Source organism: Vibrio anguillarum (assembly GCF_001989995.2).
Classification (GTDB): Bacteria; Pseudomonadota; Gammaproteobacteria; order Enterobacterales; family Vibrionaceae; genus Vibrio; species Vibrio anguillarum.
In genome coordinates, this window is record NZ_JAHGUP010000074.1 from 24,612 (window position 1) to 41,445 (window position 16,834).

Genomic DNA, 16,834 nt, shown 5'->3' on the forward strand with positions numbered 1-16,834 from the left:
GTTAGGCCTGCTCTTTATCTTTTTTAGTCTCAGCAGTCGCTTCTGTCTTCTGCTGCTCTATATTTTTAGGTTCAAAATCTGCGTCTTTCTTGGCTGGCTCTTCATCGCTCATCGCCTTTTTGAACCCCTTAACCGCACCACCGAGATCGCTACCGATACCACGCAGTTTCTTGGTTCCAAATAGTAATACAACAATCACGGCAATAATTAGAAGTTGCCAAATACTGATACCACCCATTCTCTACACCTCAGGAATTTCTCAACAAATTGATTTCAAATAAAAGACCGCTTAACGACGGTAAGCACTCCAACTGAGTAGCCAAAATACAACACCTGCAATCGCACTGGTTATTGCAAACGGCTGATAAGCACTGGTCACTAATATCGCCGAGCATACGACCAAAGTGGCGCCAATACCAAATAAAAACTTTCCTGTTGCCTGTTGACGCTTACTGGCTCGATAACCTTGGTACAACTGATCCAACCTTTGGTTCATTGCTTTACCTTGTTTGAGGCTATCGTAAAGCAGCTCTGGCAATTCAGGTAATTTTTCAGCCCAAAGCGGAGCTCGCTCTTTCACTGCGCGGATAAACGCTTGCGGCCCAACTTGGTTCATCATCCATTTTTCTAAAAATGGTTTAGCGGTTTGCCACAAGTCCAATTGAGGATAAAGCTGACGCCCTAACCCTTCGACATACAATAACGTTTTTTGCAGCAAGACCAATTGCGGCTGCACTTCCATATTGAAGCGACGAGCCGTGTTAAACAAGTTTAACAACACATGACCAAATGAGATTTCGCACAATGGCTTGGCAAAAATTGGCTCACAGACTACGCGAATAGCAAACTCAAATTCATCGATGTTGGTTTCACGTGGAACCCAACCAGAATCAACGTGCAATTGTGCCACTCGGCGGTAATCTCGGTTGAAAAAAGCTAAGAAGTTTTCGGCTAAATAACGTTTATCTTCACTGTTTAAGGTACCGACAATACCACAATCTAAGCCAATCCATTGTGGATTGTCAGGATGCGCGGGATTAACAAAGACATTACCCGGGTGCATATCGGCATGGAAAAAACTGTCGCGGAACACTTGGGTAAAGAACACGCTCACCCCGCGTTCAGCAAGCAACTTCATGTTGGTGCCGTTGGCCGCTAAACCTTCAATATCAGAAACTTGAATGCCGTATATTCGCTCAGAAACCATGACAGTTTCATTACTAAAGTCAGGAATTATCTCTGGAATGTATAACTCTTCACTATTTTCAAAGTTACGACGCAATTGAATGGCGTTGGCTGCTTCTCGGCGTAGGTCGAGTTCAGCAAGCAGAGTTTTTTCATATTCACGCACCACTTCAACGGGCTTCAGTCGCCTTGCTTCAGGTAATGCTTTGGCAACAATTTTCGCCATGCGATACATGAGTTTGATATCGGCATCAATCACTGGCCGAATATCTGGCCGAATCACCTTGAGTACGATTTCCCGGCCAGATGATTTGAGTTTAGCGGTATGGACTTGAGCAATCGACGCAGAAGCAAGTGGTTCAATATCAAATTCATAAAACCAAGTTTCTAAAGCGCCGCCCAATGCTTTTTCCATCTGAGTTTTAGCAAGTACACCATCAAACGGAGCGACTTTATCTTGCAGTAACGCAAGTTGGTCTGCGATGTGCGGTGGAAACAGGTCACGCCGCGTTGACATCATCTGACCAAACTTAATCCACACTGGACCAAGCTCTTGCAAGGCTAAGCGCAAGCGCTCACCTAATGGTTTGTCCGCATGCTGATTTTTAATCCAGAACAATCCTTTGCGCGCTAATATTGGCGCTTTGGTGAGTTGATGTTCTGGCAACAGTTCATCTAGACCATATTCCAATTGTACCTTGATAATTCGGTACAACCGCTTGAGTTCAGTTGGCGTCATGCTTGCTCCAACAAGTGTTGAATTTTGGCTTCGATACGCGCCGCTTGGCTATTGAGATCATCCACTTGGTCACAAAAATAGGCCACCTCGAGCGAGCTGGGCAATAAACGCCACTCTTCCGTTAACACTTGGCTGAGATGGTTTTGATGCTTGCTTCGTTGTGATTGCAGCGCTTGGCCTATGTCTTTCACACCCTGCACTAAAGCGTGAGCCAGCACATCGCCCGTCAGGCGTGACAACCACTCTTCAACATCCGGCTTGCAATCGGTGATCAACTGGGCAAATTTTTGCGCCAGTTGAATATCGCCCTCCAGCACCAACTTATCTTGTTTGATCAGTTGGGTGATGTTCGCTTGCTCGCGTAGCTCGGGCAAAATGGAAACATTGAGCGACAGGTAGCAATTCGACTCGCCTTCGTAAGCCGCTAACACATCAATTTGCTGGCTAAAAATGAAGGTCAGCGTTTTATTGAACTCTTTGAGATGCACTTGGATGACTTGCCCTTTCAGGCGTGATAATCGGCGCACCAACTCAGGATCGTCTTGAATTAAGGTGTTGAGTGTGGTCTCAATCGCGGCGGTAACTAAAGGCTCAAACGGCATGCCCAATCCTTAGAATTTGTAACCACGGTGCAGCGCAACAATACCGCCCGTTAAGTTGTAGTAACTCGTTTGTTCAAAACCAACCTGATCCATCATCCCTTTTAAGGTTTCTTGATCGGGATGCATGCGGATAGATTCCGCAAGATAGCGGTAGCTGTCGGCATCATTGGCAATGATTTGGCCCATTTTCGGCAATAGATGGAACGAATACGCATCGTATACTTTGGATAATGGCTCAAGCACTGGCTTGGAGAACTCAAGTACCAACAAACGACCACCCGGTTTTAAAACGCGGAACATCGAGCTCAGCGCTTTATCTTTATCGGTTACATTACGCAGGCAAAAACTGATGGTAATGCAGTCGAAATAGTTATCAGGAAAAGGCAGTTCTTCGGCATTGGCTTGCACGTAATGTACGTTGCCCACGACACCTTTATCACGCAATTTATCGCGTCCGACATTGAGCATCGAGTTGTTGATATCAGCCAGAATAACATGACCTTTTTCGCCCACAATGCGTGAAAATTTGGCGGTGAGATCGCCCGTACCACCACCAAGATCCAAAATACGTTGGCCCGGGCGAGCGCCACTGCAATCAATGGTAAAACGCTTCCATAAGCGATGAATGCCACCAGACATCAGGTCATTCATCATGTCGTATTTGGCCGCAACCGAGTGAAAAACTTGCGCGACTTTGGCGACTTTTTCTTCTTTCGCTACGGTTTCAAAACCAAAGTGAGTGGTATTTTGTGTCTCTAATGCTGTTTTTGATTGCACGCTGGTATCCGTCATGAAGGTTCCTCTTGGGCAGCACTGTGTTGTTAAAGGCGACTGCGAGCGATCAGTTTACTTTATCCTCAGCGTGATGTCTTTCTACTAAAGGTGCATTTTCCACCGCACTGTCTGCCCATGCCTCATTTTGTGCTTGTTCGACCCATTCACTGTTTATGGAACGTTTTATCTCGACGCCAAGTTGTTTGAAACTTTCGGCTTGACGCAGTGCGTTGCCACGCCCTGTCGCGAGCTTATTCATCGCCCCTTGATAGTTTTGGTTTGCACGGTCTAACGCGCCACCAAGCCCTTCCATGTCCTCCATAAACAAGCGTAATTTATCGTACAATTTGCTGGCCCGCTCAGCGATCAACTTCGCGTTCTGGTTTTGTCGATCATTGCGCCATAAATTATCGATCGTACGCAGCGCAACCAACAAGGTGGTTGGGCTAACCAGCAAAATATTTTGCTCCATCGCCTCTTTTACCAAGCTGGGATCAGCTTGAATCGCCACTTGGAATGCAGGTTCGACGGGAATAAACATCAGCACGTAATCCAGGCTTTGTAGCCCTTTGAGCTGATGATAATCTTTCTGACCGAGTCCTTTTATATGGGCACGCAGCGCAAGTAAATGCTCACTTAATGCGCGAGCACGTTCACTTTCAGTTTGAGCATGGAAATAACGCTCATAAGCCACCAGCGCCATTTTCGAGTCAATCACCACCTGTTTGTCGTGTGGCAAATTGACGATCACATCCGGTTGATAGCGCTTACCAGCCTCGTTTTGCAAACTGACTTGAGTGTGATATTCGTGCCCTTCACGCAGGCCCGATTCGGTCAGCACCCGCGCGAGAACCACTTCGCCCCAATTGCCTTGCTGTTTATTGTCGCCTTTCAGCGCTTGGGTCAAATTGAGTGCCTCTTGCGCCATCTGTTCATTGAGGCGTTGTAAGTTTTTCAATTCATGAACCAACGTATGGCGCTCTTTCGCTTCATGATTGAAGCTGTCATTGACCTGCTTTTTAAACCCTTCGAGCTGCTCTTTCAGTGGAGAAAGTAGCCCTTCCAAACTTTGACGGTTCTGCTGATCCACTTTCGCAGTTTTGACTTCAAATAACTGATTAGCTAGCTGCTCAAACTGCTGCTTTAGGCGTTCCTCAGCGTGTTCAAGTAACTGTAGTTTTTCTTGGCTCGATTGAATTTGCTGTTCATGCCGTGCTTCTTGCTCACGCAGTTGAGCCTCAAGTTGCGATTTCTGCTCACGCAGAGCGTGCGCATCTTCCATGCTCTGTTGCCGCTCTTGCTTAACCACTTCGAAATAGCGCAACTTTTCCATCGCGGCCATGAATTTCCCGTGCGATTGCTTAAGCTCAAATGCGGCTTTATCTCGTTCTTCATCCAGCTCATCCAACTCTTGTCGCGCCTGCTGCAAGGCTTGTTTGAGTTCGATTATCTGCTGCTGATGATGGGCTTGATGAGTCTCTAACTGCTGTTGTAATAGCTCACTTTTCAAATTGAGCTTCTGCTTAACCCACCAGCCAGCGACTGAGCCACTCAGTACGGCGCTGCCTAACGTTGAAAGCACTAACGCTTGATTTTCGATAATCCATTGCATGATAACGGGTTAACTCATTTTATCAGTCATGGACAAATGGTATTTCGATACTGGATAAATGTCCAGTTTGTACAAGTTAACAGCAAACTATAGACTTGCGCCGCTGAACACTATTTCAACAATTATTCTAACGAGGATTCATGGACGAACGACGCGCACTCGGCTTTGGCTTATCTGCCGTATTATTGTGGTCAACGGTTGCCACGGCTTTCAAACTTACGCTGGCTGAATTTACGCCGATCCAGATGCTGACGGTTGCGAGTGCTGTCTCTGGGTGCGTACTGCTGGGCATTTGCGCGCTGCAAGGCAAGCTCAACCAAGTGGTGAGTACCTTTCTCGCTAACCCTTGGTATTACTTATTGTTGGGCTTAATTAACCCTCTCGCATACTACCTCATTCTGTTTAAGGCCTACTCACTGCTGCCCGCCTCTCAAGCGCAAGCGATCAACTACAGTTGGGCCATCACCCTCACACTGATGGCCGCTGTATTTTTAGGACAAACCATCCGTAAACAAGATTGGATAGCGTGTGCACTGAGCTATTTTGGTGTGGTGGTTATCGCGACTAAGGGTGATATTTTAGCCATGCAGTTTGATAGCCCGCTGGGTGTTGGGCTGGCACTACTATCAACGCTTCTTTGGGCTGGCTACTGGATTCTTAATACCAAAAACACCGCCGACCCCGTGATTGGCGTTTTACTGGGGTTTTTGATCGCCATCCCTTTTGCGATTGGTTTAAGTTGTTATGAAGGTGCAAGCTGGCATCAGATTACGATTAAAGGATGGAGCGCGGTAACTTATGTCGGCTTGTTTGAAATGGGGATCACCTTCGTGCTGTGGTTGAGTGCATTAAAACTCACGGCCAACACCGCAAGGATCAGCAATCTCATTTTTGCTTCACCTTTCATCTCACTGCTGTTGCTGGCTACTATTATTGGCGAAACTATTCACCCCACCACTCTGATTGGTTTAGTGCTGATCATCACAGGGCTTGTCGTGCAGCAGTTTAAAACGCCTAAAACGATCACTCAATGAAAGCGACCCAAATTGACGAAAAGCCCAAACGGACAGATTGCATAGGTTTACAAAGTAATTTGATCGCGGTAAATCTTAGGGCTCACACCGGCCTTACGTTTAAAAACACGAGAAAAATAGAGTGGGTCTGAATAGCCCACAATTCGACCAATGTGATTGACCGAGTAGTTAGACGTGACCAGTAATTGTTTGGCTCGGCTGATCCTTTGGTCGTCGCGCCATTGGGTTATGGTCATCTCCATTTCAGAACGAAATAGGTGGCCTAAACGCGATGGTGATAAACAGATATGGGCCGAAACATCCTCGATAGTGAAGTCTTGATTGAGGTTTTGCGTCATATAATTCATCGCTTCCACCACCCTAGGGTCAAGCGGTTTGCTGACAACGTCCGGTTGCAGTGTCTTACATCTAATCAATAATTGTTCGAGCAAGTTAATCGATAAATCATTTCGATAAGGGACATCTTGTTTTGAAGTGTATTCAATATCGATAAACAGGTTTTCAATATAGCGAATGGTATTCTCATCCAACCCTTGCGTTAAGTAGACGCCATTTTTTTGCTGTTGCCATGTTAGCCAGTCATGCCAAAAGGCTCGTGGCCGAAAATAAACCCAACGGTGAAACCAAGAAGCACAATCTTTTTTTCGATGATAATAGTGAGCCGCTGTTGGAGGGAAAAAAAGTAAGTCTCCAGGTTTCACGTGAAACTCATCTTCGCCATAAAAAATGGTTCCCTCGCCTTTGCTCGTAAAATTGACAATAAAACCTTTCATGCCATTAGGTCGATCAATCGTAAAATCCAGTTCATCTCCCTCAATAATTGGCGTTAGTCCAGCCACTAAATGAGCATTAAAGTTATATCCAGGTTTTAGAGGGTTATTCTGCATGGGGGCAATATTCACTGTAATTTACGTGTAGTGTAAGCAACCTCTTCGTTAAGTACGATTTTTCAGTTCACACTTTTCATCTAAGACTATCCATTGGGTCGCAGAAAAAGCCTCACAGAAGCCATGCCCTACGGGTTCGATTAAGTATTCACTGGGTTGGCCATTACGTTTTCTTTGCCAACCTTTAATCGAAGAGATGATGTCTTTAGGTTGCGTGGCCAGTTGGTGGCTAACGTCTGTTTGAGTAATGTGATGTCGAATATCAAGCCGAGTTGGGATGCTGTTTCGCGCAAGATAATCAATCACCAATGCACCTTGAAAAAAGGTGTAAGTCATACTCAATGAGAGTGTTTCGTTAAGCTGAATGTTGCACCACTGCTCTAAATGGTTTTGCTTAGATCTGAAATGCCAAACCACAGAGCGCATATCAATGATAAGCCCATTGTTGATCAGCTCAAGCTGCCCAACGAATACAGGTTTATCCTCACAACACAGCTGAAATTGATCGGGTGTATCGGCTTTTAATTCCAAATACCACTCTTTATAACGCAGTAATGGTAAGCCAGTGGATAAAGGAAGAGCATTCATGTTCACACCATAGCTTAATGAACACTCCCTCAGATGAGGGAGTGTTCCGCGGGTTTAAATACCTGAAGATAAACGGTAATAAACGCTGTTTGTTTTGAGTGCGGACTTGAATGGATACAAGGAGGTTTGGTTATCGATTAATACTATTTCGATCCCCGCCATTTCGGCATAATCCGCTAACATCTCAACGCTCACCGCTTGGCTGTATACGGTATGATGCGCGCCACCCGCATGGATCCATGCTGCGGCTGCCGTCTCAAGGTTGGGTTGCGGCGTCCATAACGCATGCGCCACGGGTAATTTAGGTAGCGATTGTGGTGGAGCTTGAGTATCGACCGTATTGACTATCATGCGAAAGCGATTTCCAAGATCAATCAAGGATACGTTTACCGCAGGCCCCGCTTTTCCGCTGAACATCATACGAGCAATATCGCATTTGCAGCCAATAGTGTGACGATGAATTTCAATCTTTGGCTTGTCTTGAGCAATAGAAGGGCAAACTTCCAGCATATGAGCGCCGAGCACTTGGCTTTGCTGACCAAAGTTGTAGGTGTAGTCTTCCATGAACGATGTTCCGCCCACTCGGCCTTGCCCCATCACTTTCATAATGCGAGTCATCGCTGCGGTCTTCCAATCCCCCTCACCGCCGTACCCGAAGCCTTTTTCCATCAAGCGTTGTGTGGCCAAGCCCGGCAGGTTCGAAATACCCGATAAATTTTCAAAGGTGTTGGTGAATGCCTTCGCGCCCACGGAATCCAAGAAACGCAGCATACCCAATTCCAACTTCGCTTCTTGGGTTAGAATATTGATACTTGCGCTGTCTTTGAAAAGTTCAGGGCTCATGGTGTAGCAAGACGCGTATTCATCCATTAAAGCCTTAGCATCACTGTCTGAAACTTGATTGACGCTCTCGCTCAGCTCACCCAAACCATAGCCATGAACTTCATAACCAAATTGAATTTGCGCAGAGACTTTGTTTCCTTCCGTCACCGCGACTTGACGCATGTTGTCGCCAAAACGCGCTACTTTAAGCGACTTCCCTTCATGAATAGCAATCGCTGCACGGCACCAATCATCCACCTGTTGGTGAACAATCAGGCTCTCCCAATGCCCCACGACTACTTTTCGATCAATCCCCAGTCGCGTGCCAATAAAACCAAACTCACGACAACCATGGGCGCTTTGATTTAGGTTCATAAAGCCCATATCAATTTTATCCCAAGGCAGGGCCGCATTGAATTGAGTATGAAGATGCAAGAACGGCTTATTGAGCTGGCTTAACCCCGCAATCCACATTTTTGCAGGCGAGAATGTGTGCATCCAAAGCACGAGACCAATACATGAATCATCATTATTGGCTTGGCGACAAACCTCTAATATCTCATCTGGCGTCTTCACTGTACCTTTGTTCACCAAAGGAACCGAAATGGCTGGAGATTGATTTAAACCATGGATAATTTCTTGGCTATTTTGCGCGACATTTTGTAATACTTGAGGTCCGTAAAGGTGCTGCGACCCAGTGACAAACCACACTTGTTGATTGGTAAACGTGTTCATTGTTATCCCTTATTTATTTTTTACATTACTTTGACCGTAATAAGCATTAGCTCCGTGTTTACGTAAGTAATGTTTATCCAGTAGGGCTTGATTGATGAATGTCACTTGAGGGTTGATCTGCAAAGTTTGCAGCGCCATTTTGGCGACAACCTCCATGACAACTGAGTTATGAACGGCGTGATCAGCATCCTTCCCCCAGCTGAATGGGCCGTGTTCATTAACAATAACCCCAGGAATGGCCAACACTTCACCACCACTGATCGTTTCAATGATGACCTTGCCTGTATGGTGTTCGTAGTCGGTTGCGATTTCGGCATTGGTCAAGGGGCGAGTACAGGGAATGCTGCCGTAGAAATAGTCAGCATGAGTAGTACCCAATGCTGGGATGGCTTTACCTGCTTGAGCCCAAGAGGTGGCATGAGGAGAATGCGTGTGCACAATGCCGCCAAGTTCTGGGTAAGCGCGATATAAGGCCAAATGGGTAGCCGTGTCAGAAGAGGGTTTAAGATCGCCCTCGACAACCAAGCCATTCAGATCAACCACCACCATATTGTCGGCATTGAGTGCTTCGTATTCGACACCACTTGGCTTAATCACAACTAACCCTGTTAAGCGGTCAATGCCTGATACATTGCCCCAAGTAAAGGTAACTAAACCGTGGGTCTGTAGCGCCATATTGACTTGCCATACTTGCTGCCGAAGCTCACTCAGACGTTGCTTTGCTTGTGGGTCGCTCGCTAAATCGAAGCCTAGAGAAGTCTTAACACTCATCAGTACGCTCCTGTGCCAACAAGAATTCAGAAAATTGTTCGATCTGCTGCCCTAACTGGCGATAAGCGTGGTAACGCCATTCGCTCGTCCCTTTGGTATCAGCATCTGGGTAGTAAACATCGCAGATTGGGCTCGCCATTTGAGTTTGAGCTTGCTCGGCATCGCTATAAACCCCGGCCGCAACAGCTGAAAAAATGGCCGCACCTAATGCACAACACTGCTCTGAAGCGACAACGGCGATCTCTCGCCCAATGACATTGGCACAGGTTTGCATCACAAATGGTGACTTTTGAGAAATTCCGCCAATGGCGATGACACGTTTCACTTCGACACCTTGCTCAACGAAACAATCGACGATTGATTTCGCACCATGAGCCGTTGATTCCACCAGTGATGCAAAGATATCTGGTGCGCTAGAGCCTAAATTCAGCCCCGTAATTGCGCCTTTGAGACGCTGATTGGCATAAGGCGTTCGCCGCCCGTTATGCCAATCTAAGGTAAGAGGCGTTTCCAGTTGCAGACGTTTTGACTGTGCTTCCGCCGTAAGTTGAGGAATTAACAAGGCCTCAGCGGCGTCCAGATCAATTCCTAATTGTGGGTTTTGCTTAGCCAGTTGTGCGATTGGCCACAACATCACACGTTTGTAACAAGCATAAATATCACCAAATGCTGATTGCCCAGCCTCCAGTGCCATTAAGTCTGGCATCGCACTACCCGCAACTTGGCCACATATTCCATGAATGGTTCGATCACCGATACTTTGTGCATCCACCATCAAAATATCGCATGTTGACGTACCAATAACTTTCACTAAATCATGTTCGCCAGCGCCAGCGCCCACCGCGCCCATATGGCAATCAAAAGCACCAATGGCAATGGCAATTCCCTCTGGTAAGCCTAACCGCTGCGCCCACTCCGCACTCAGATGCCCAGCTAATTGGTCTGAGGTGTATACCTCAGTAAACATTCGATCTCGCATGTCATCGAGCGTGGGAGAAATGGCCGATAAAAAATCTTGCGAAGGTAAACCGCCCCAGCTTTCATGCCACATCGCTTTATGCCCTGCAGCACAAATACCACGACGTAAATTTGTAGGATGCTGACACCCTGCAAGGAGAGCTGGAACCCAATCACACAACTCAACCCAGCTATGGATATAAGGAACAAGCCCTGCATCTTGTTCCGCTACCCACGCGGCTTTCGCCCAAAACCACTCCGATGAATACAATCCCCCGATGTATTTGGTGTAGTCTGGAAAAGTGTGTGAATGGGCCAGCTCATTAATGCGTTCCGCTTTGGTCACGGAAGTATGATCTTTCCACAAGATAAACATGGCATTGGGGTTATGCTCAAACTCAGGAAGCAACGCCAACACATTGCCCTCTTTATCGATAGGGGCTGGAGTTGAACCCGTACTGTCCACGCCAATGCCAACAACAGATTGTGCGATCTCTGTGGAAACCTGCGCCAACGTTTCTCGGACAGCAACGGTCAGAGACTCAATATAATCAAGAGGATGATGACGAAATTGAGATTGGTTCGAGTCGCTGTATTGTCCTTTTGCCCACCTTGGGTAGTTAGCCACGCCAGACGCAACCTCTTCACCATTGCGAGCATTCACCAATAAAGCTCGTACAGAATCAGAGCCAAAATCTAAGCCGATCACGTAAGGTGAATCTATATTCAAATTATTCATGGTCACTCCACATCAGACCGATTAACTGCCTATTTTTATAACGGTCTTACGTCAATATCACCATGAACCCAATAGCTAAAAATATGGATAAATTAGTCGACACACTCATTCTGTGCTAATGGTTTTAAAATCATCACTTCAGCTTTTCTCCAGAAAAAAAAGCGCATAAAAACGCCAAATAGCCGACGGGCATATAAAATCAAACACATAAAACCATAAAAAGTGAGAGGTACTTCATGCCCTACCTCGCTACATGAATGGACAAAAACGCTACATTTTTCTGCTGTGATTTTCATCACTTCAAAGCTCGTCAACTTCCTTAAGTATGGAGATGAAACAACCCTACCAGTGGACGGACAAATAAGATGAAAAGCATAAAAACCACACTCGCTGCCGCAATACTCACCGGAACCGCATTATTCAGTATTTCTGCTAATGCCTTTTTCGGTAGCAACGATGAACTCAAATTAGGTTATTTGGTAAAACAACCTGAAGAGCCTTGGTTCCAAACAGAATGGAATTTTGCTGAGCAAGCAGGTAAGCAATATAACTTTGAAGTGATCAAAATGGCGGTGCCTGATGGAGAAAAAACACTGAACGCTATCGATACGCTAGCGGCAAGTGGCGCCAAAGGCTTTGTCATCTGCACACCTGACCCTAAGCTTGGGCCTGCAATTATGGCTAAAGCAAAAAGCTACGATTTGAAAGTCATCACGGTTGATGACCAGTTCCTTAATGCGAAAGGCGAACCGATGACAAACGTGCCTTTGGTGATGATGGCTGCCAGTGAAATTGGTTATCGCCAAGGTTCTGAACTGTACAAAGAGATGACAAAACGTAACTGGGATACCGCAACAACGGGCGTTATGGCCATAACCGCAGACGAGCTGGATACCGCGCGTCGTCGTGTCGATGGTTCGATTAAGGCACTGAAAGAAGCGGGTTTCCCATCCAACCAAATTTACCGCGTGCCAACCAAAGCAAATGACATCCCTGGCGCTCTGGATGCAGCAAACTCGCTACTGGTGCAATACCCAATGGTCAAGCAGTGGCTTATCGTCGGTATGAACGACAATACCGTTCTCGGCGGAGTTCGTGCGACAGAAGGACAAGGGTTTAACGCAAGTAATGTGAATGTGATTGGTGTTGGCATTAATGGCGTCGATGCTGTCAGTGAATTAGCTAAATCGAAACCAACAGGGTTCTATGGTTCTCTTTTACCGAGCCCCGATGTACACGGCTTCAAAAGCATCGAATCACTTTATAAATGGGTGAAAGACGGTGTTGAACCACAAAAATTCGTTGAAGTGACGGACGTTGTCTTAATTACTCGCGACAACTACGAAGCAGAACTGGCGAAGAAAGGCCTGTAAGGCGTTCGTCGTCAATGGCTAAAAGCGGTACAGCTTCTTCGTACCGCTTTCGCGAAGTAAACAGGAGTACAGACTATGGCAGCTTCACACTCTTGCTTAGAGTTTTGCCAAATATCAAAACACTTTACGGGTGTTAAGGCACTGACCGACATTAGCTTTCGCGTTAACAGCGGTAGTGTTCATGCCTTAATGGGAGAGAATGGGGCCGGGAAATCGACTCTATTGAAAACGCTAAGCGGGCTGCATCAACCCACCCACGGCAAGCTGCTCATTGATGGGCATCCAGTAACATTTCAATCAACGGTTGACGCATTAGAGCAAGGTATCGCCATTATTTATCAAGAGCTTAATTTGGTTCCTGAACTCAGCGTGGCAGAAAACATTTTCTTAGGGCAACTTCCTACTAAACATGGCCGGGTCGATACCGAAACTCTCAATCGCAACGCACGTAAACAGTTATTGCGCTTGGGGGAAAATTTTGACCCCTCTCGCCCATTAAAAGAGTTTTCTATTGGCCAGTGGCAAATGGTTGAAATTGCCAAAGCGCTAAGTCGCAATGCACACATCATCGCTTTTGACGAACCAACCAGCAGCTTGTCTCAACGTGAAATTGAAAACCTATTTAAAGTGATCCGCGAATTGCGCGACGACGGCAAAATCATTCTTTACGTTTCTCATCGTATGGAAGAAATATTCGCTCTGTGTGATGCAATCACCATCTTCAAAGATGGTACCCATGTGCAAACCTGTTATGACCTTTCGACTCTCACTCATGACCGTTTGGTTGAGTTAATGGTTGGCCGGGAAATCAATGACATTTACAACTACCGCTCTCGTCCTCTTGGTCAAAGTGGATTAGCGATTAAAAACCTGATGGGCAGAGGGCTCACCGCTCCTCTCTCGCTAGAAATAAAGCAAGGCGAAATATTAGGTTTGTTTGGTCTGGTCGGTGCGGGCAGAACAGAACTTACCCGTTTGATTTTCGGAGCAGAAAAAGCCACCGCGGGCGATGTTTATCTTCACGGACAAAAAATACGGATTACTAAACCTGAAGATGCCATTCGGGCGGGCATTACCTTATGCCCTGAAGATCGCAAAGCAGACGGTATCGTGCCTATTTTATCGGTGCAAGAAAACACCAACATCAGCGCTCGTCCATGGCATCTAAAGCTTGGCGGGTTAATCAACTTCCAGTGGGAGTCGAGTAATGCCCTCAAACAAAACCAGTCATTAAACGTCAAAACCGCTTCGTTAGATCAACCCATTGGCGAGCTCTCCGGTGGCAATCAACAAAAAGTGATCCTTGGTCGTTGGTTATCTACCGATATGAGCGTCATTTTGCTAGATGAGCCGACGCGCGGCATTGATGTTGGCGCTAAGTCTGAGATATACGAGTTGATCTTCAAATTGGCAGAAAATGGCGTGACTGTCTTAGTTGTCTCTAGTGACATGCCTGAAGTGCTTGGTATCGCTGACCGATTACTGGTTATGAAAGATGGCAAAGTAACTGGTGAATTAACACGAACTGAATTTAACGAACAATCTGCGTTGCGTCTTGCCATGATTGGCAACGACGTCGCTGCGTAAAAAGGAATATCCTAATGGCTGTAACGAGTTCAACCAAAATAGACAATACCGAGAGCCCGACTCGCTCTTTTAAGTTCTCTTCCATCTGGGATAAGTTCGGCATGCTGATGGTCTTTGCTGGGCTATTTTTGCTTTGCAGTTTATTTGTCCCTTATTTTGCTACATTCATTAATATGAAAGGGCTCGGTCTGGCTATTTCCATGAGCGGCATGGTTGCGTGCGCCATGCTCTTTTGCCTAGCCTGCGGGGATTTAGATCTCTCGATTGCTTCGGTTATTGCCTGCTCTGGCGTAGTCACGGCGGTGGCGATTAACGCAACCAGCAGTGTGGTATTGGGTATCGGCGCAGGCTTACTTTCAGGTGTACTCTTTGGTTTGCTAAATGGCTTCGTTATTGCCAAATTGCAGATCAATGCACTAATAACGACTCTCGCAACGATGCAAATAGCTCGAGGTCTTGGTTATATCATCTCTGACGGTAAGGCGGTTGGGATCACTGAAGAACATTTTTTCACCCTTGGTAACTCCTCTTTATTTGGTATCCCAACACCAATTTGGTTAACCATCATCACCTTCGCTATTTTTGCCTTTTTGCTAAATCGTACGGTTTATGGGCGCAATACATTAGCGATTGGCGGTAATGAAGAGGCCGCACGATTAGCGGGTGTCAATGTCGTAAAAACCAAAATCATCATTTTCACTATCTCTGGCTTTATCTCTGCGCTCGCAGGGGTCATTTTGGCCGCGCGTATGACCAGCGGTCAGCCGATGACTTCCGTCGGTTTTGAGTTAGTGGTCATCTCTGCTTGTGTGCTCGGTGGGGTATCGCTCAAAGGCGGGATAGGTAAAGTATCTTACGTTATTGCGGGTGTGCTCATCCTCGGTACGGTAGAGAATGCAATGAATCTACTGAATATGTCACCTTTTTCTCAATACGTAGTGCGAGGAACTATTTTGCTCGCGGCGGTTATCTTTGACCGCTATAAACAAAATAAATCCAGCTAGAACCAACTCATTGCCACACAACAAAAAGAAGGGCTAACCTGTGCAGCTCTTCTTTTTTCTAAAAAACTATCCATTGGTTTGACAGTGCTTTTTAGTGACATTTATCGCTAAGGATGGCTTCTATCGCAAAACTTATTCTTGACGTACAGGTAACGGCCTCTAGATACACTGACCTACCAGAGGGTATCTAGACTTAAAACGTCAAAGGTTTCGACAGAATCGACCACTTAGTTATAGTCGTAATTGGGGAATTGGACGTTATACCGCACTAGCCCGATTAGAGTGTTAAATGCCTCCATCTGTAAATGTTTATGGTTTTTACTAGCCGTTCGACCATCTTGTAAAGCTTTGACAATTTCATCAGGATTTCTTCCTGTATAGAGCTTTATTCCCGCTCTTGAGGTCACAGTGATCGTATCTAATAATGGAAGAAGCTCTTGAAACTTCTCGACACTTTCCATATCGCTATAGGCTTCATCATGTTTGTTCAATGGCGTTCTTCTAGCACCATCAGGGACTAACTTTCCTTCTCTAATACTTTTAAGTGCTGACTCATACCTTGTGAAAACCCCCATCATACTTAACGACTTATCAACGGCCAGCACCGTCAAATGAGTCTTAAAGCCATGTTTTTTACAGTCATCCAGAACGTGTAATATTGAGTGTTGTTGATCTAACATGGAGCGTTGTATCACCATGTTGAATTTTTTTTCAAGTCCGTACTTTATTAAACCTTCGCAGAGAAACAACGCCGTTTGTTGGCAGTTTGACACCGTGCTTGGGTGCCCATTGCTTGCTAACTCCGAATAACCTGGAATGTATTTTTTCAGTTCATCATAATCAACCACCACACAGTTATTCTTGAGCTGTGACGAACATGCTTTTATCGCGGTCGATTTCCCAGCGCCCATTTGCCCTGTAACAACAAAGGCGCTTGGTTGTTCTTGAGGCGTAACGCCTTGGCATAGCTTCTCTTGCACATGTTTTAATAAGTTAATTTTATTACTCGGTTCAGAGAGGAACCGATTATCATCCATATCTTTTACCCGGCGCTGGCGAAGCTCCAAAACGCTTTGCGTTGCACTGGCTGGTACATTCTTCACCTGTTTAACAAAGAATGGTTCTTGTAGTGATGTTGCCCGTTCGAGGGAATAGCTTTGAGGCTCCGTAAATGTAAAAGATGTTTTCATTTCAAATCCTTATAAAATTAGGCTTTGTTCAAACGATATCTAAGCGAACCATAGTCAGCACAGTGGAAGGCGCTATATTATCACCGCGGTATGATGTATAGAGATGCATCTTATTGGACGTGAGGATGAGTAAAAGGTCATGTCTTTATTTGTGAGTAAATATAGAAGATTGATTTCATCCAGATGAGTTTACATCCGTTGTGAATATAATTTTTAGCGTAAGCGCGTCATAAAC

The 16,834-nt window shown here is 45.8% G+C and carries 15 protein-coding genes; 4 read left to right on the plus strand and 11 right to left on the minus strand.

Annotation, left to right across the window (positions count from 1 at the left end):
• Position 1: 1 nt before the first annotated feature.
• Genes tatA through rmuC form a run of 5 tightly spaced genes read right to left on the minus strand, consistent with a single transcriptional unit; the run spans position 2 to position 4,912 of the window.
• Complete coding sequence (gene tatA / locus PL85_RS15215) at positions 2 to 238, minus strand: Sec-independent protein translocase subunit TatA (RefSeq protein ID WP_010319841.1); 237 nt, start codon at positions 236 to 238, stop codon at positions 2 to 4.
• Positions 239 to 289: 51 nt separating this feature from the next.
• Positions 290 to 1,924, minus strand: coding sequence for a ubiquinone biosynthesis regulatory protein kinase UbiB (ubiB, locus tag PL85_RS15220; protein ID WP_088729282.1), 1,635 nt, complete (start codon positions 1,922 to 1,924; stop codon positions 290 to 292).
• Entirely contained in the window at positions 1,921 to 2,526 is a 606-nt protein-coding gene (locus PL85_RS15225) for a ubiquinone biosynthesis accessory factor UbiJ (RefSeq protein ID WP_047690304.1), read from the minus strand. The genes ubiB and PL85_RS15225 overlap by 4 nt, the downstream gene beginning before the upstream one ends.
• Positions 2,527 to 2,535: 9 nt before the next feature.
• Positions 2,536 to 3,318 (minus strand): bifunctional demethylmenaquinone methyltransferase/2-methoxy-6-polyprenyl-1,4-benzoquinol methylase UbiE, encoded by a 783-nt coding sequence (gene ubiE / locus PL85_RS15230; RefSeq protein ID WP_010319838.1) that lies wholly within the window; start codon positions 3,316 to 3,318, stop codon positions 2,536 to 2,538.
• A 49-nt stretch (positions 3,319 to 3,367) separates the two neighbouring features.
• Positions 3,368 to 4,912 (minus strand): DNA recombination protein RmuC, encoded by a 1,545-nt coding sequence (gene rmuC / locus PL85_RS15235; RefSeq protein WP_013855636.1) that lies wholly within the window; start codon positions 4,910 to 4,912, stop codon positions 3,368 to 3,370.
• Between the two features lie 140 nt (positions 4,913 to 5,052).
• Between rmuC and PL85_RS15240 the strand changes: the two genes are divergently transcribed.
• Complete coding sequence (locus tag PL85_RS15240) at positions 5,053 to 5,946, plus strand: DMT family transporter (RefSeq protein WP_017044512.1); 894 nt, start codon at positions 5,053 to 5,055, stop codon at positions 5,944 to 5,946.
• A gap of 47 nt (positions 5,947 to 5,993) precedes the next feature.
• On the opposite strand, the gene araC is transcribed toward PL85_RS15240, so the two are convergent.
• The 5 genes from araC to PL85_RS15265 are packed head-to-tail and all read right to left on the minus strand — an operon-like array spanning position 5,994 to position 11,445.
• Positions 5,994 to 6,833 carry an arabinose operon transcriptional regulator AraC gene (araC, locus tag PL85_RS15245; RefSeq protein ID WP_088721438.1) on the minus strand — a complete coding sequence of 280 codons (840 nt, stop codon included), beginning with the start codon at positions 6,831 to 6,833 and terminating at the stop codon, positions 5,994 to 5,996.
• 48 nt (positions 6,834 to 6,881) lie between these two features.
• A complete protein-coding gene (locus tag PL85_RS15250; protein WP_088721439.1) occupies positions 6,882 to 7,421 on the minus strand; it encodes a hypothetical protein in 540 nt (179 codons plus the stop codon).
• A gap of 54 nt (positions 7,422 to 7,475) precedes the next feature.
• Positions 7,476 to 8,978, minus strand: a complete 1,503-nt coding sequence (gene araA / locus PL85_RS15255; RefSeq protein WP_088721440.1) for an L-arabinose isomerase — start codon at positions 8,976 to 8,978, stop codon at positions 7,476 to 7,478.
• A 9-nt stretch (positions 8,979 to 8,987) separates the two neighbouring features.
• Entirely contained in the window at positions 8,988 to 9,749 is a 762-nt protein-coding gene (locus PL85_RS15260; RefSeq protein WP_115339386.1) for an L-ribulose-5-phosphate 4-epimerase, read from the minus strand.
• Positions 9,739 to 11,445, minus strand: coding sequence for a ribulokinase (locus PL85_RS15265; RefSeq protein ID WP_174223811.1), 1,707 nt, complete (start codon positions 11,443 to 11,445; stop codon positions 9,739 to 9,741). The genes PL85_RS15260 and PL85_RS15265 overlap by 11 nt, the downstream gene beginning before the upstream one ends.
• Before the next feature lie 365 nt (positions 11,446 to 11,810).
• Here PL85_RS15265 and PL85_RS15270 point away from each other — a divergent pair, with 365 nt between their 5' ends.
• The 3 genes from PL85_RS15270 to araH all read left to right on the plus strand — a co-directional run bounded on the left by PL85_RS15270 (position 11,811) and on the right by araH (position 15,409).
• On the plus strand, positions 11,811 to 12,818 hold the full coding sequence (locus PL85_RS15270) for an arabinose ABC transporter substrate-binding protein (RefSeq protein ID WP_174223812.1): 1,008 nt from the start codon (positions 11,811 to 11,813) through the stop codon (positions 12,816 to 12,818).
• Between the two features lie 75 nt (positions 12,819 to 12,893).
• Complete coding sequence (gene araG, locus PL85_RS15275; protein WP_013855628.1) at positions 12,894 to 14,405, plus strand: L-arabinose ABC transporter ATP-binding protein AraG; 1,512 nt, start codon at positions 12,894 to 12,896, stop codon at positions 14,403 to 14,405.
• A gap of 14 nt (positions 14,406 to 14,419) precedes the next feature.
• A complete protein-coding gene (araH, locus tag PL85_RS15280) occupies positions 14,420 to 15,409 on the plus strand; it encodes an L-arabinose ABC transporter permease AraH (RefSeq protein WP_088721444.1) in 990 nt (329 codons plus the stop codon).
• 227 nt (positions 15,410 to 15,636) lie between these two features.
• Here the strand turns inward: araH and PL85_RS15285 are convergent, their stop codons facing one another.
• Complete coding sequence (locus PL85_RS15285) at positions 15,637 to 16,599, minus strand: zeta toxin family protein (protein ID WP_088721445.1); 963 nt, start codon at positions 16,597 to 16,599, stop codon at positions 15,637 to 15,639.
• Positions 16,600 to 16,834 lie beyond the last annotated feature (235 nt).

Bases quoted from the DNA above. Each gene is read 5' to 3' on its own strand.
- tatA (WP_010319841.1), bottom strand. From the start codon at position 238: ATGGGTGGTATCAGTATTTGGCAACTTCTAATTATTGCCGTGATTGTT.
- ubiB (WP_088729282.1), bottom strand. From the start codon at position 1,924: ATGACGCCAACTGAACTCAAGCGGTTGTACCGAATTATCAAGGTACAA.
- PL85_RS15225 (WP_047690304.1), bottom strand. From the start codon at position 2,526: ATGCCGTTTGAGCCTTTAGTTACCGCCGCGATTGAGACCACACTCAAC.
- ubiE (WP_010319838.1), bottom strand. From the start codon at position 3,318: ATGACGGATACCAGCGTGCAATCAAAAACAGCATTAGAGACACAAAAT.
- rmuC (WP_013855636.1), bottom strand. From the start codon at position 4,912: ATGCAATGGATTATCGAAAATCAAGCGTTAGTGCTTTCAACGTTAGGC.
- PL85_RS15240 (WP_017044512.1), top strand. From the start codon at position 5,053: ATGGACGAACGACGCGCACTCGGCTTTGGCTTATCTGCCGTATTATTG.
- araC (WP_088721438.1), bottom strand. From the start codon at position 6,833: ATGCAGAATAACCCTCTAAAACCTGGATATAACTTTAATGCTCATTTA.
- PL85_RS15250 (WP_088721439.1), bottom strand. From the start codon at position 7,421: ATGAATGCTCTTCCTTTATCCACTGGCTTACCATTACTGCGTTATAAA.
- araA (WP_088721440.1), bottom strand. From the start codon at position 8,978: ATGAACACGTTTACCAATCAACAAGTGTGGTTTGTCACTGGGTCGCAG.
- PL85_RS15260 (WP_115339386.1), bottom strand. From the start codon at position 9,749: ATGAGTGTTAAGACTTCTCTAGGCTTCGATTTAGCGAGCGACCCACAA.
- PL85_RS15265 (WP_174223811.1), bottom strand. From the start codon at position 11,445: ATGAATAATTTGAATATAGATTCACCTTACGTGATCGGCTTAGATTTT.
- PL85_RS15270 (WP_174223812.1), top strand. From the start codon at position 11,811: ATGAAAAGCATAAAAACCACACTCGCTGCCGCAATACTCACCGGAACC.
- araG (WP_013855628.1), top strand. From the start codon at position 12,894: ATGGCAGCTTCACACTCTTGCTTAGAGTTTTGCCAAATATCAAAACAC.
- araH (WP_088721444.1), top strand. From the start codon at position 14,420: ATGGCTGTAACGAGTTCAACCAAAATAGACAATACCGAGAGCCCGACT.
- PL85_RS15285 (WP_088721445.1), bottom strand. From the start codon at position 16,599: ATGAAAACATCTTTTACATTTACGGAGCCTCAAAGCTATTCCCTCGAA.